Origin of the sequence: Aquimarina acroporae (genome assembly GCF_023195925.1) — a bacterium.
Lineage (GTDB): Bacteria > Bacteroidota > Bacteroidia > Flavobacteriales > Flavobacteriaceae > Aquimarina > Aquimarina acroporae.
In genome coordinates this window covers 137555-152759 of record NZ_JALPRE010000012.1, presented here as the reverse complement: position 1 = coordinate 152759, position 15205 = coordinate 137555, and the positions used below count along the sequence as shown (strand labels likewise).

At 34.7% G+C, this 15205-nt stretch carries 13 protein-coding genes; 5 read left to right on the top strand and 8 right to left on the bottom strand.

Translation table 11 applies throughout. The annotated features are described in order from the left end of the window. Window positions 1-91: 91 nt before the first annotated feature. Window positions 92-1069, bottom strand: coding sequence for an NAD(P)H-dependent flavin oxidoreductase (locus M0D21_RS18000; RefSeq protein WP_248332088.1), 978 nt, complete (start codon window positions 1067-1069; stop codon window positions 92-94). Between the two features lie 174 nt (window positions 1070-1243). Continuing rightward, window positions 1244-2125 (bottom strand): SDR family oxidoreductase, encoded by an 882-nt coding sequence (locus tag M0D21_RS17995; protein ID WP_248332087.1) that lies wholly within the window; start codon window positions 2123-2125, stop codon window positions 1244-1246. A gap of 114 nt (window positions 2126-2239) precedes the next feature. On the opposite strand from M0D21_RS17995, the gene M0D21_RS17990 reads away from it, so the two are divergent. The 4 genes from M0D21_RS17990 to M0D21_RS17975 all read left to right on the top strand — a co-directional run bounded on the left by M0D21_RS17990 (window position 2240) and on the right by M0D21_RS17975 (window position 5620). Then, a complete protein-coding gene (locus M0D21_RS17990; RefSeq protein WP_248332086.1) occupies window positions 2240-2563 on the top strand; it encodes a winged helix-turn-helix transcriptional regulator in 324 nt (107 codons plus the stop codon). A 63-nt stretch (window positions 2564-2626) separates the two neighbouring features. After that, on the top strand, window positions 2627-3652 hold the full coding sequence (locus tag M0D21_RS17985) for a helix-turn-helix domain-containing protein (RefSeq protein ID WP_248332085.1): 1026 nt from the start codon (window positions 2627-2629) through the stop codon (window positions 3650-3652). A gap of 86 nt (window positions 3653-3738) precedes the next feature. Further along, the gene (locus M0D21_RS17980) at window positions 3739-4890 is read left to right on the top strand and encodes a pyridoxal phosphate-dependent aminotransferase (protein ID WP_248332084.1); all 1152 of its coding nucleotides are present in this window, start codon (window positions 3739-3741) and stop codon (window positions 4888-4890) included. 115 nt (window positions 4891-5005) lie between these two features. Beyond that, complete coding sequence (locus tag M0D21_RS17975) at window positions 5006-5620, top strand: pyridoxamine 5'-phosphate oxidase family protein (protein ID WP_248332083.1); 615 nt, start codon at window positions 5006-5008, stop codon at window positions 5618-5620. Between the two features lie 83 nt (window positions 5621-5703). Here M0D21_RS17975 and M0D21_RS17970 read toward each other — a convergent pair whose 3' ends face one another. Together M0D21_RS17970 and M0D21_RS17965 are read right to left on the bottom strand one after the other, a co-directional pair. Further along, window positions 5704-6306: a hypothetical protein gene (locus tag M0D21_RS17970; RefSeq protein WP_248332082.1), complete on the bottom strand. Its 603-nt coding sequence runs from the start codon at window positions 6304-6306 to the stop codon at window positions 5704-5706. 201 nt (window positions 6307-6507) lie between these two features. Further along, window positions 6508-6942 (bottom strand): COG2426 family protein, encoded by a 435-nt coding sequence (locus tag M0D21_RS17965; RefSeq protein WP_262922136.1) that lies wholly within the window; start codon window positions 6940-6942, stop codon window positions 6508-6510. A 312-nt stretch (window positions 6943-7254) separates the two neighbouring features. Here M0D21_RS17965 and M0D21_RS17960 point away from each other — a divergent pair, with 312 nt between their 5' ends. Continuing rightward, a complete protein-coding gene (locus tag M0D21_RS17960; RefSeq protein ID WP_248332080.1) occupies window positions 7255-7689 on the top strand; it encodes a hypothetical protein in 435 nt (144 codons plus the stop codon). A gap of 13 nt (window positions 7690-7702) precedes the next feature. On the opposite strand, the gene M0D21_RS17955 is transcribed toward M0D21_RS17960, so the two are convergent. From M0D21_RS17955 to M0D21_RS17940, 4 genes are read right to left on the bottom strand one after another with little or no spacing between them, the layout of a single operon-like run. Continuing rightward, window positions 7703-9409 (bottom strand): efflux RND transporter periplasmic adaptor subunit, encoded by a 1707-nt coding sequence (locus M0D21_RS17955; RefSeq protein WP_248332079.1) that lies wholly within the window; start codon window positions 9407-9409, stop codon window positions 7703-7705. A 2-nt stretch (window positions 9410-9411) separates the two neighbouring features. Further along, a complete protein-coding gene (locus M0D21_RS17950) occupies window positions 9412-10149 on the bottom strand; it encodes a heavy-metal-associated domain-containing protein (RefSeq protein ID WP_248332078.1) in 738 nt (245 codons plus the stop codon). Window positions 10150-10151: 2 nt separating this feature from the next. Further along, a complete protein-coding gene (locus M0D21_RS17945; RefSeq protein WP_248332077.1) occupies window positions 10152-11369 on the bottom strand; it encodes a TolC family protein in 1218 nt (405 codons plus the stop codon). Continuing rightward, window positions 11366-15118, bottom strand: coding sequence for an efflux RND transporter permease subunit (locus tag M0D21_RS17940; RefSeq protein WP_248332076.1), 3753 nt, complete (start codon window positions 15116-15118; stop codon window positions 11366-11368). Before M0D21_RS17940 ends, M0D21_RS17945 begins: the two co-directional genes overlap by 4 nt. Between the last annotated feature and the right edge of the window lie 87 nt (window positions 15119-15205).

Below are 15205 nucleotides of genomic sequence, written 5' to 3'. Positions count from 1 at the left end.
AATAGCCCAACAGAAGGTTAAAACGGCCCATTACATGGCCGATATGTTCTAACGTTTAACGCAGCAGTATCAATTTTTGATCATACCTATATTATTCATAGGTTTTTAATAGCTCGTTTTGCTCTTGAATCGCACTTCTAAATTCTTCTTTCAAATTAGCAATCAGATCTTTTACGCTAGGCGCATCATTAATAGCGGCTACTCCCTGCCCTGCCGACCATATGGTTGCCCAGGCTTTTGCTTCATTTTCATCTACCGTTAATTCTTCACCAAAATCTACTTTGGTCTTTCGGGTTAGCATCTCTTCGGTAATCCCCATGGCTTCTAAACTCGGTCCCAAGAAATTTGCAGCAACTCCAGAAATAGCGGCAGTATAGACAATATCACTTGCTCCGCAATTGATTATCATATCTCTATATTCTTTTGGCGCTTTGCTCTCCTCTGTATTTATAAAACGAGTTCCCATATATGCCAAATCTGCCCCCATCTGCCTTGCCGAGGCAATATCTCTTCCGTTACTGATACATCCTGAAAGTAATATCGTTTTCTTAAAAAACTGCTTAATTTCTGAAATGAACGGCATAGGATTTAATGTTCCTGCATGTCCTCCGGCTCCGGCTGCCACCAGGATTAACCCATCTACTCCTGCTTCACTCGCTTTTTCGGCATGACGTTTTTTAATGACATCATGAAAAACCAATCCTCCGTAACTATGAACCGTATCTACCAATTCTGAAACCGCACCTAGCGATGTAATAATTAATGGTACTTGATGCTTTACACATAAAGCAAGATCTGCTTTTAATCTCGGGTTTGAATGATGAACGATTAGATTTACACCAAATGGCGCTGGTTTTTTTCCTGTTTCTTTTTCAAAATCTGAAAGAGCTTCTTTAATCTCAATAAGCCATTCTTCAAAACCTTCAGAAGTTCGTTGATTTAAAGCAGGAAAAGTCCCTACAATTCCATTCTTACAGCACTCAATAACCAACTGAGGTCCTGAGATTAAAAACATGGGTGCCGCTACCGCTGGCAAGGTTAATTCGTTAATAAAGGATGCTTTACTCATTTATAATAAACATTTATTGATGATTTCTAATTTCTTTACACAATATAATACAATTTATATATAACCAAAGCTTTATTAAACTAAACCAATAAGTAAGTAATTCATAGGAACATCTTCTTGACTTTCTCAATTAAGATAGCCAAGATAAACCTCATATAGTGTTACCTTATTTTTTTAATAATTCCATCGTATGTTTTCAACCCACTCCGATAATGATTGTGGTGTTACATCAAGTATTTCCTGAGAAGCTTTATAATCTTTGGCTAAGATTCTATCAATATTAAGATCTAAAAAACGATATAAGTTTGAAATTTCCTTGGCGGCTATTGCTCCAAAACTAGGACTTAGATTTTGTTCAAACTCATCAGGAGATAGGCTAACAAAGTGTACAGGCTTGTTTATTTTGGCACTAATTTCCTGTGCTATTTGTTCCCCGGCAAGAAGATTTCCACCAACAAAAAGTGTTCGTCCTGCTAACTCAGGTTTCTCAATGGCAGCAGTAATATATTTCGCAAGATCCGTATGACTAATCCAAGGTACTTTTTGTCCTTCTTTAATAGGGTAAGGAAGAATCCCTTTTTCGATAATCAAAGGTATTGACCAGGGAGCCGTTAAATTGTCTAAATAAATATCAGGACTTATTGTTATCACGTTTAACCCAGATTCGTCAAACTCTTTTTTCAAGATCACTTTGATATCTACACCAAGTAAATTTGCTTTCTCTTTTGGTAAATCAAAACCAGAATTAAATACAACTAATGGCACATTTTCCTTTTTAGCAGCTTCGATAAAATTTTTGGTTATAGATATCGCCTTATCTTTATCAAAAATCAACGGCAATGTAAATACGGCTCCATTTACATTTCTTAACGCAGATGATACCTCATTTACATTTTCGAACTCTCCAGGAATTGCCTCTACTCTACTATCAATAGTATCACTTTTTAAATTGCGTACCAGGGATGATACATTAAAGCCTCTCTCCAGTAAAAGTCGCGCGATTGCCGCTCCTTGAAATCCCGTTACCCCACTTACAAATATTTTCTTCGCATTCATTATTACTATTTTTTAAATTCAATGCAAAATTATAATTTAGCTTACTAATATTCTAGTACTTACCTTAAGGTAAGGTACCTACTATTAGGTAAAAATTTTAAATTTAAAGGTGTTTTGAAGGCAAAAAAAAATGAAAATAATTTAGAAACATGTCCAGTTAACAATACTCTAAAGATAATTGGTGGCAAATGGAGGTTACGAATCATTCACGAAATTGGTGAAGATAAAAGGCGATTCGGTGAATTAAAACGCCTAATTCCTGAAATAAGTGAAAAAATGCTAATCCAGGAATTAAAAGTATTGGTAGAATACCGAATACTCATCAGAAAAGCATATAAAGAGATTCCTCCAAGAGTTGAATATTATGTTTCTGAAAGAGGTAAAAAAGTATTTCCTATCATAGAAGAAATCAAAAAGTTTTCTAATGAGACAAATTAATAAAAGTGAAATTCAAATTCTATGATCTAGCAGTTTTATCTTAATAGATAGGTTTTCAAAAATATGGTGATTAAATTATTAATAGCAATTATAAGTGGTATTGGACTTGGGATAAGTCTATTCTTTGGTATCTATCTACTTAAAGGTAAAAAGATTCAGAATACTATCTTAGGAATATTGCTAGTTGTACTTACGTTAAGAATTACCAAATCGGTGTTTTATAATTTTGTAGAACTCCCTGTTTTTATTAAAAACCTGGGGCTAGCAGCAAATTTAGCCATTGGCCCATTACTATATCTATATGGGCGTTCTCTTTTCGTAAGCGCCAAAATTCAATTAAAGTGGGCTGCACCGCATTTTATCCCTTGTTTACTCTACATCGTTTTCTGCTTTAAAATCCCTAATGATACCAATAGTAATTTTTGGAAATTGAGCTATAGTTTTATTCTGGCACACTCATTTTTTTATGTAATTGCAAGTTTATTTATGGCCCGAAAAAAAACCATTGAAGTAGACAAAAAAATAAGAGAATGGTATAAGCTTTTGGTGTATGCTCTTTGCGCAGTTTGGACAGTTTACACATTAATATTTGTTAAGTTAATCCCTATCTATTCTGCAGGTATCGTTGCATTCTCAATTCTCATGTTTATTATCCTCTTTTTAGCGTTCGACAGAAAAACAATGTTTTATGAAGATCCTAAAGAAAAATACATAAACTCAAATATTACGCTAGAAGATGGCAAGTTACAGCTAAACCGGATAAAAGAATTAATAGAAGGTGAAGCTCTTTATTTGGATCCCGATTTAAAACTAGCATCATTATCTGCAAAACTTAATTTATCTCCCAGAGATATATCTATGATTATAAATAAATACGCCAATAAAAACTTTTCAAACTTCATTAATGAGTACAGAATAGAAAAAGCCAAAGAACTTCTGGTAGGTAGTCATATGAATACAAAAATTTTGGCTATTGCTTTAGACTCTGGTTTCAATAGCCTTTCTTCTTTTAACGTGGCGTTTAAATCATTGACAAAATCTACGCCCTCGCAATATCGGTTGAAACACGCAACCAAAGTAGTCTCCTAAATTTAATATTAAATCCCTATTGGATTCATGAATTCGATAGACTGTATCTCTGATTTTTAGTTGATTTAGCATAAATTTTAAACATTATGGATACAATAAATCGAAGACAATGGTTAAAAAATTCTTTAGCAACTTCTGCAGGTTTAAGCCTGCTCCCCCTGAACGTCTTTTCTGAAACTGACACAGCCCATACAAGGAAAAATCAAATTGATAACAACGACTCGGTTAGGAGATTACTTTACAATGAAAATCATTTGGGTCCAAGCAAAAGTGTTGAAGATATAATCAAGCAAGTTACATTTCGTAGTAACAGATATTCTACATTTTATGAATATGATGCAAACGCATTAAAACAGTTAATCGCTGAACAAGAAGGGTTAAAACCTGAAAATGTTTTACTTGGGCACGGGTCTTTTGAGCCGCTAATTTGGACAGCTACTCATTTTGGAAGTAAAGGGGAACAAATAATTGTGCCTTCCCCAACATTTGATGTGATCGGACTTTTTGCCAGAAAGATCGGTGCCAACGTAGTTCCTGTAGAAGTTGATTCTGATTTTAAAATGAACTTGACAGAAATGGAATCCAGGATAAATCCTAAAACAAGCCTTTTAACCCTCTGTAATCCTAATAACCCTACAGGAACAGCTATAGAAACCGATACCCTAAAATCATTCTGTAGGATGGTTTCTGATAAAACTACCATACTTGTTGATGAAGCTTACATTCATTTTATGAATTCCTGGAAAGAGAAATCAATGGCACCGCTTATTACCGAAGGAAAAAACATTCTTATAACTCGCACGTTTTCCAAAATATATGGTTTAGCTGGTTTACGAATTGGTTTTATGCTAGGACCAGAATCAATTATAGCCGAGATGGAAAAAAAATTCACATTAGGATTCCCGGGCAACATGCCTAATTCACTTAGTGTCGCCTCTGCCATTGTCTCTTTAAAAGACGATGCGTTTTTAGAAACATCAAGAAATAACAACACCAAAATACGTAAGGAGTTCTGTAATGCGCTTGACGCCATGGGACTAAATTACCTGGGTAGTGAGGCTAACTTCGTATATTTTGATGTGAAAAATTTTAAACCATATAAAGAACTTATGCTTAAAAACAATATTCTGCTTGCTGGGGGCTGGCCTACAAAACCTAATTGGGCTCGAGTTACCATGGGATCAGAAGAGGATATAAGTTTCTTGTTTGATAAAATGAAAGGAAAGAAATGGTTATAACCATTTCTTTCTGTTCTTGTTTTAATTTTTAAACTTATAGCTTAGTATCAAACCAAAAAATGAAAGTTATTCGCAATTAAACAGACTACTCATATACCATTAAAAAACTGTAACCATGAGTAAAGATTTTGTAAGTGATATTGCTTTTAGCCCAGAGGTAAAAAAAAGACAAGAGGAAATGGGTTCTAGAGGAACCTACCAAAAAATGGCCGAAAAAAGAGACTGGCAACATCTTATTACCGAGAACCTAAAATCATTTATTAGTCTTAGAAATTCATTTTATATGGCCTCTGTAAATGCCAATGGTCAACCTTATATACAACACAGAGGTGGGCCAAAAGGATTTCTTAAGGTTTTAGACGAGAAACATCTTGCTTTTGCAGATTATTCTGGCAACAGACAATATATCTCTGTTGGTAATTTTGATGTCAATAACAAAGTACACCTTTTTCTGATGGATTATCCTAATAGGATGCGTATCAAAATTTGGGGAGAAGTAGTTGCTCACCAACCAGATGATAGCCTATTGGACCTTGTAAAAGACGAAAACTACATAAGTTCTATTGAACGAATTATCAAAATTAAGGTCAACGCATGGGACGTAAATTGTCCTCAACACATAGAACAACGATATACTATTGATGAGTTTCAACCTAGAATTGAACAATTAGAAAAGAAGATATCGATGTTGGAAAAACAGTTAGAAGAATTCCAAAATCAAAACAAGTAATTTTCTAAAGGTATCACAAATCTAAATTTGGCCTTTACGACAAATAACCCAAATGCTTTTGATAATTAAGAATTTTAAGGTCACTACAAACGAAGTGCCTGATAAAGATTTACCGGAGTGAAATTATGGCTTTGTCCGTTACTGGTTCCATTAGACGCGGCATACATTTCACGTAAAAACAAAACTACACCATAAGAATAGTTTATTTTATCAATCCACTCATTAAAATACGCTTCTTTTTTGGGAGTCTCGGTATATTGATAAACCTTTTGCTTAAGTTTTTCTAAAGACGGATCGTCAAATATAGGACGTGTTGGGAATAATTTTGATTGATCATCTGAAATCCCAAGTCTTGCTTTAATCCACTCAACATCTATCCTATACTGCACCATCACTTTTTCTTCCATCTGATCGTAAATCCCTCTCTGAAACACTAATCTTGCAGTACTTTCGGGAGTAATATCACTCATATTGAATACAAGTTCACCATCGGAGGCTAAAAGATATTGTCCATCTTTTTTACTGTTTTCTAGTACAACAGTAAAAGGAATTCCATTTGCACTTGTGATACTAAAATCTTGGGAACTATTTTGACGTATGGTAATTTGCTCATTTTGCCCATAAACCTGGGTAATAAAGCATAAAACTGGTAGAATAAGTAAAAACTTTTTGATGTTTGTTGTCATGTCAATAAGGGGGTAATTATTAATACTTCAAATTTATAATTTCACAAATTGTTTTCAAAGCCTGAGCACATTTTTTCGCAAACGCTTTTATTGTGAACTTACAAAGCAATTTTCAAAAACCATACCAACTTAAAAATGATATTGTTACATAGGCAACTTGGTTATGAACAAAAATTGATTAAAAAGGTGAATAGGTAGTTTTTAAGAAACTCCTTGCATAGTTAACAATGTTGTAGACCATACAATTACAGAAGACAAGAAGATACCTACACTGTTTGCAACAAAAGCTTTTCTTCTTTTTATCTTAAATAGATATGTAGCTATACTACCGGCATAAACTCCGGTTCCAGGTAATGGTATCATTACGAACAATAACAACCCCCAAAACCCATATTTTTTAATTTTGTCTCCAGATCCGGTTTTTGCTCTGCGTGCAACAAAAATTGCAGCTTTCTTATAAGGATTCCAGCGTAATAAGTAGTTATTAATTTTTTCAAGAAAAAAGATCATAATAGGGAATACCAAAACATTGGCTAAGAAGCACAAAATAAATACCAAATAGATATTGAGACCATTAATGAGCCCATAAGGTATACCTACCTTAGCTTCTCCAAAAGGAGAAATACTCCATAGCATGGCTATTACAAATTCTTCAATCACTACTTCCTTTTTTTGGGACGACAAAGATAATGCTCTTTCTTTACAAGAAGCGTTTTAAAATCATAAAATTGGTTAAATCAGCGTAATTTTTAAGCAGATAAACCACAAATCTTCTTCATAATTATAAACAATACTTCTAAAACATATAATTTTAAAGCAATCAACATTCTTTTTGTTAAACACTTTACTTACAACCACTTGTCGATTATTAATTCTGTTAGTCGAATTTAGTCCTGTTTTTTCAAATCAAAGTATTGATTTTTAACAGTTTTTAACATACTTTTGAATATGGCAAGTATCAAAGACACTTCTTTTTATCACAACGCTATTCAAGTTATTAATTATCCTTTTGGAGATTATTACCTTTTTGACACTTTCATTGTGGGCGAAGTGCATAAAGATGTTGTATTTAACTGGGAACAACATGCAAAACAGGTGGTTGAAGAAATCACTGAACTCTATGATCAAAACGGAAAAAATCTTGTATATATCTCTAATAGAATTAACCCCTACTCTGTAGTTCCAAGTGATTGGTTAAGTTTTTACAAATATAGATATATGCTTAAAGGTTATGCTATCGTTAGTTATGACCAAAAAGGATTATTAAACACCTTATTGGAAAAATTATTTATGAGAAATAAATTACAAACATTCAATAACATAACCGATGCCATTACTTGGGCCAAAAGCTTATCCAAAAAGAATAAGCACAATGCTGCCTAGAATCGCCAATTTCTTATTTGATGGTTTCTATCACTTCTCCACAATTCAACATTAAGTCTCCGTAATACGGATTTTTTACTTCTTTACTTTCACTCAGCCAAATTGCACCTTTATTGCCATCTGCCATAGGACACTTTTGTACATATATAGCCTGATTTGTACCTTCTATTAACATCGCCAGCTCAACCATATTTTTATTGAAGTTAACAAAGTACTTTCTTCTCGTATCAATATTAGTAGTTTTCAACATTTCTCCCAGTATTTTTTTACAATTATCAAAATATGATTTTTCTGACTTTGATAAGGACGTAATATCAGTATCATTAAAATTTGATAATAGTGTCTTACCAAAATTTGAAACCTCTTCTACGTTAGAGTCTACAAAGGCATTTTTAAATTCAAAGTAAGATGAGAGTGCCTCCAAAAAGCTTTTTTGAAATGCTCTTGACATCTCGGTTTTTGGTGTTGCATCCATTACATTATTCTCATCTTTTTTATTCATCATTGATTTTTTTCCTTGCAACTGTGCAGCCGCATCGACAGTAAAAGTACCATTAGTAACGATTTCTTCACCTGGTTGCAAACCAGATAAAACCTCAACATTATCACCATTCTTCACCCCCAAAACCACTTCTTTCATTTCAAAAATTGGTTCATCAGGTTTTATTTTCACGTATACCAGAGAACGTTTACCGGTCCACATTACAGATGACGCAGGAACCAGTAATTTTGATACATGCTCAATATCACTTTTCGTTTCGACTATACCATTTACAAACATTCCAGGTTTAAAAAGAGCGTTATTATTAGTAAGAACAACGCGAATGGATGTTGTTCGGGTAGCAGTATTTAAGACAGGATCAATAAAAGACACTACACCTTTGAATGTTTGATCTGGATAAGCATTGGCTGTTATCGCTATGTTTTGCCCTTTCTTAAATTGTGATAATTGCCGTTCATACACATCAAACTCGGCCCATACTGTACCTAAGTTACTCACTTTAATAATGGGTTGTCCTCTTTTCACATAGTCTCCTTCAACTGCAATTACCTCTGTTACGGTTCCAGAAACCGTGGCATATACAGGAAATTTGTCACGAACCTTTTCTGAGCTTTCTATTGATTGTATTTGAGCATCAGACAGCTTCCATAATTTTAGTTTATTGCGAACCGCTTCATACAATCTCGGTTGCGATTCTTTGAGCGAAGCCGCCGTAATAAGTTCTTGCTGCGTAGCCACCAATTCTGGAGAATATATAGTGGCCAGTAATTGTCCTTTATTAATGTTCTGACCTTCGTAATTCGCATTCAATTGCTCTATCCTTCCATCAAAATAGCTCGCTTGCACGGCTATAGCTTTTTCATTCGCAGCTATCTTACCCGATATGGAAATACCATTATTACCATCTCTTTGTGTATTTCCCACCACTGTCGTCTGTATATTGGCAAGTGCAATTGCATTCTCTGTTAACCTGAATTGTTCTTGAGACAATCCGTTTGATCCTCCTTCTACAGGTATCAAATCCATTCCGCAAATGGGACAATCACCAGGTTCGTCTCTCACGATTTGAGGATGCATAGAACAGGTCCATTGTTCATTATGATCAGAATGAGCCTCAATATGATTTGAAGTCTCTTTGGGGCTCTTAAAAATTAAATATCCTATGAATAGCCCTAGCCCAATCGAAATTGCACAGAATATTACTATTTTCTTATTCATAATTAAGCCATTTGAATTAACATAAAAATTGACATCAAGATCATGATGATATTCTCGATAAACGTTGCTTCGGTCATCGGTAAATTCATAGTAGTACCAAGACACGCACATTGAATAGATTTTTTATCAAATAACACTTTTGTTACTCCAAAAGTGGTAATTCCTAAAATTAGTAATGTCGCTACCAACGCGAGAGGAATATACAGACGCATTAAAAACAAAATAGCAAGAGATAATTCTATAAAAGGATATATCCAGCCATAAAAAGGCACCAATTTGGCCAATGGATCATACATTCTAAACGACTCCGGAAACCCACTAAGATCCAACAATTTAAAAAAGCTGAATACCACATAAAAAAGCCCCATAAAATCGAGCATCATGTTTTGAATGTTCCAATCTTCATAATTCAGCAAAACACTAGCTATAGCGATATACCCAAAAATGATAAAGAGAGGTCGTAATTGCTTGGCTTTACTAGACACAGATACCGAATTAGGATTATCCTTCAAAATATCCAGATTTTCACCATGGTCTTTTTTCTCTGTTATGGTATATTTTTCTGGCAACAACAGTCTTAATTGATTTAATTCGATGTATGAATCTGTTTCTATAATGGCTTCCGATTTTTCTAAATCTACAGATAGATTGAGAATTTTTTGGTGATTACGTAGTTTCTGTTCTACATTATTTCGACAACCATTACAGGTCATCCCGCTGATGTTATATTTTAAAATCATTCTTAGTTACTTAAATAGTTTATCATCGAAGATTGCACATAATAATCTTCGATAGCATTAATTTGATTGACCTCAAACTTTAATTGAAGTTCTTGAATATCTAGCAAATCATTAAAATTGATCGTACCAGTCTCATAATTTTTCATTAAAATTTGCTCTGCGTCTTTGGCCCGTTTTAGGTTTTTATCTTGAGTATTAAATGAGATACGGGCTTTATTTCTAAGTGCTATCGACTTTGCTAAAAGAGACTCTAGTCTATGCAAACGTTCCTCTTGCTGAAAAGTTATCTCTTGTTTGCGAAGTTCATTTTGTTTGGTTACAGAGCGATATTGCTTATTAAAAATAGGAATAGAAACAGAAACCATAGGCATTACTATATCTTTACCATTATCGTCAAATACCATATTTGGTCGTTCCTGAACGGGAACATAATCTAATCCAAACCCGATCTTTGGAGAACCTTTCTTTTTATTTAATAATTCTTCCTGAATAACTGATGCAAACATCTTATCAAAACGAAGTAGTTCTGGATTCAAACTTAAGCTATCAATAAATGCTGGATCCTGATGGGGGATAGTAATTGCGGTATTTACATCTATCGGTAAAGCAACATCTCTATTCAATAAATTATTGAAATTAACTGTCTCTCCTAAAATTTGTTCATGAAGGATTTCAGATTCTTGTTGAAGTTCATTTTGTCGAATTTGTAAAAGTAACACATCTACCGCTCCTGCTTTTCCTACTTCTATAGATCGTAAAGCTAAGGTTTCATAGGTCTTAAGAAGTTCTATATTTTTGGTCAAAACACTACGCTTCGCGTTCAACCTATAAAGTTGGTAGTACGATTTTGTAACAGCCAAAGCTAATTTTCGCTTGGCAATGATATATTCTACATAATCGATTTCTGCCATTGCGCTGGCATGGTTCTGCCGGGTTTCCACAGTACCAAACCAGGGTAACATCTGTTTAGCCGAAAATTTTGCTACTTGTGCTCCTGTTCTTGTTTCTGGTTCTCTAACAAAATATCCAGCACTAAATTCTGTATTTGGCAACCAAGTAACTTCGTTTATTTTTTCCTGAGCGATATTATATCGCATCTCATATGCTTTAATACTTTCATTGTTTTTATCTGCTTCATTTATATAAGACTGCAACTGTTGCGCCTGAACAAAAGTAGGTACAACGAATATCAAGCAGCCTATGATTTTCATATACTTCATTTTTTGATTCTTTTTAGTTGAACTTCTTGTCTCCAGCTATATAGCACGGGTACCACAAAAAGAGTAATAAGTGCAATGAGCATTCCTCCAAAACTGGGTATTGCCATAGGTATCATTATATCACTTCCTCTTCCGGTAGAGGTTAAAATAGGTAGCAATGCCAATATGGTCGTCGCAGTGGTCATTAAACAAGGTCGTATACGTTTCTCCCCAGCTTCTATGATACTTGCGCGTATTTCTTTTATATCTGAAGGCCTATTTCTTTCAAAAGTTTGAGTTAGATAAGTAGCCATTACCACTCCATCATCGGTAGCGATACCAAAGAGCGCAATAAAACCAACCCAAACCGCTACACTTAGGTTAATGGTTTGTATCTGAAACAAATCCCTCCAGTTCTCTCCGAATACATTAAAATTTAAGAACCAATCCTGACCATATAGCCAGATCAGAATAAACCCTCCGGCAAATGCCACTGCTATACCAGTAAACACCATAAAAGAGGTAGCTACACTTCTAAATTGAAAGTAGAGTATCATGAAAATTATGAACAGTACTATGGGCACTACCAAAGACATCGTCTTTTCTGCTCGCAACTGATTTTCATACGTTCCGGTAAAGACATAGTTAATTCCCTTTGGAATAGTAAGCTCATTAATTTCTATCTTATTTTGAATAACCCGTTGTGCATTTTCAACTACATCTACTTCTGCAAAACCATCTAGTTTATCAAATAGCACATAACCAACTAGAAAAGTATCTTCACTTTTAATGGCCTGCGGACCTTGTTCATATCGAATCGTAACAAGCTCACTAAGTGGTATTGGACTTCCTTTGATAATAGGTACATATATGTTTTCTAAATCATCTGGTGTACCTCTTAATTCTCTGGGATATCGTACTCTTAATGCATAACGTTCTCTACCTTCAACAGTTTGTGTGACGGGCATTCCTCCTACTGCTGTTGCTATTATACGTTGTACATCTTCAATAGTAATACCATAGCGGGCTAACTTTTCCCGATCTATGTCCATAAGTATATAGGGTTTACCAATTATTCTATCTGCAAAAACAGCTTCTTTCTTTATTCCTGTACTTGTTTTTAGAATCTTCTCTAGTTGTAAACCGAAAGCTTCTATCTCTTCTAAACTCTGTCCCTTTATTTTTATTCCCATAGGTGCTCTCATTCCTGTTTGTAGCATCACCAATCTGGTTTCAATAGGCTGTAATTTAGGAGCTGATGTTACTCCCGGTAATTTAGTTACCCTTATAATTTCATTCCAAATATCATCGGGAGATTGAATCTCTGGTCTCCAATTCCTAAAATATTCACCTCCCTCATCTTCTATCAATAAACCTCTGTCAATACGGTATGGGTTTAATAAATCTCCTCCCATATTCGAGGCCTTTGAATTATCTTTTAAATTGGGATTAGTAACCATGCTTCCATTTTTCAATACAAAATCACCATTACTATCTACTTTAAATCGTTGTGGTTCTCCTTCTTTGTTCAATTCATATTCTGAATGATATTGAATCATATTTTCATACATCGACAAAGGTGCAGGATCTAGAGCAGATTCTGTTCTTCCTGCTTTACCAACCACAGTTTTTATCTCAGGAATTGAAGCCACCGCCATATCAAGCTGCTGCAGTACACGTTTGTTCTCTTCTACCCCAGCGTGTGGTAATGATGTGGGCATGAGCAAAAATGAACCTTCGTTAAGTGATGGCATAAATTCTTTTCCTGTATTTTTCATGATCAATATTCCGCAAATAACAATGTAAAACGGAATTGATAGAAATACAAACTTGTTATTAAGCGCCCATTGTAACATACGGCTGTAGTACATTTTAAACACCCAAAAGATTCCTAAAAGTCCAAAGCAAATTATCCCCACAAAGAATAAATTCAATACCAAGTTCTGTTCGAATCCTAAAGGTCTCCAATAAATAGCAAGCAGAAAAACAATCGTAACCGACGACAGTATTATAGTACTCAAATTAAACTGTTTTTGAGAAAGTTTATCTAGCAATGATAGTATCGTTAAAATTCCAAAACCAATCAATACCAGCCCCAACCAATAACCAAATATAATTGCTAAAAAACCTAGGACGATTAAAACTCCATTAAGCACGTATTTATAAAACGTCCTTAGACTTTTTCTCTTAAAAAAATAAGCCGCAAAGGGCGGAATTAAAAATAATGCCACTACAATGGAAGATACTAGTGCCATCGTCTTTGTAAATGCCAATGGACGAAATAATTTTCCTTCGGCTCCTATCATAGTAAAAACAGGTAAAAAACTAATAATCGTAGTAAGTACTGCAGTAAATATTGCTCCAGAAACTTCTGCTGTAGCATTATATACCATTAGATTAATAGCAAGCTGATCTTTTTCTTTTTTGTTTTCATTTTCCTCTAAATGTCGAACGATATTTTCTGAAAGAATAACACCTACATCGACTATGGTTCCTATGGCAATTGCGATACCTGATAGTGCCACAATATTAGCTTCGACATTAAACAATTTCATGGCAACAAACACCATTAAAACTGATACTGGTAACAATCCCGAAATAAGAACTGAAGCTCTTAGATTGAACACCATAATAACAATAACCAATATAGTGATCAATATCTCCAATGTTAAAGCCTCACTTAGAGTTCCTATAGTTTCTTCTATTAATTCGGTGCGATCATAAAAAGGTACTACAGTTACTTGAGAAGTTCTACCGTCTGTCAGTACTTTTGTAGGTAAACCGGCAGATAGTTTTGCTATCTCATTTTTCACGTTGTCGATTACCTCCATAGGATTAGCTCCATAACGAGCTACCACTACCCCTCCAGCCACCTCAGCTCCTTCCTTGTCTAATATCCCACGTCGCGGAGCCGGTCCCAAGTGTACATTAGCCACATCTTTTATTAGAATAGAAGTATAATTTTCTGACCCTACAACTGTATTCTCAATATCTGATATCGATTTTACGTTACCCAAACCTCTAACCAAATATTCTGCTCGGTTAATTTCTAAAGTTTGAGCTCCTGTATCCTGGTTAGATTTTTTTAATGCCTTGACAATATCATTAAGGTTGATATTATATTGGCGTATGAGCTCTGGGTCTACATCAACCTGATATTCTTGAACATAACCTCCAATAGAAGCTACCTCCGATACTCCACTTGCAGAAGAAAGCGAATACTTTACATAATAATCCTGTATACTACGAAGCTCATGAAGATCCCAACCGCCGGTAACATTACCCTTTTCATCACGTCCCTCTAGCGTATACCAAAAAATTTGCCCTAAACCAGTTGCATCTGGTCCTAAGGTTGGATTAACTCCTTTTGGAAGTAACCCCACAGGTAAAGAATTTAGCTTCTCTAATATTCGACTTCTTGACCAGTAAAATTCTACATCTTCTTCAAAAATGATATAGATACTTGAAAAACCAAACATCGAAGAACTTCTTATGGTGTTTACACCGGGAATTCCCATTAATGCTGTGGTAAGAGGATATGTGATCTGATCATCAATATCTTGAGGTGAACGACCTTCCCATTTTGTGTAAATTATTTGTTGGTTTTCTCCAATATCAGGTATCGCATCTACTGCTACCGGATCTCTTGGAAAAAAACCGAAATCCCATTGAAATGGAGCGTGCAATATTCCCCAGCCTACGAAGACTGCTAACAATAATACTGCTACTATTTTGTTTTCTATTAAAAATTTAATTGGCTTGTTCAGCATTTTGAATGTAATTAGATATGTACTGAAAAAGTGTATGTTATATATACACTATACGTTTAGCCCAAAAACAGAGTTCTGTTGGGCTTA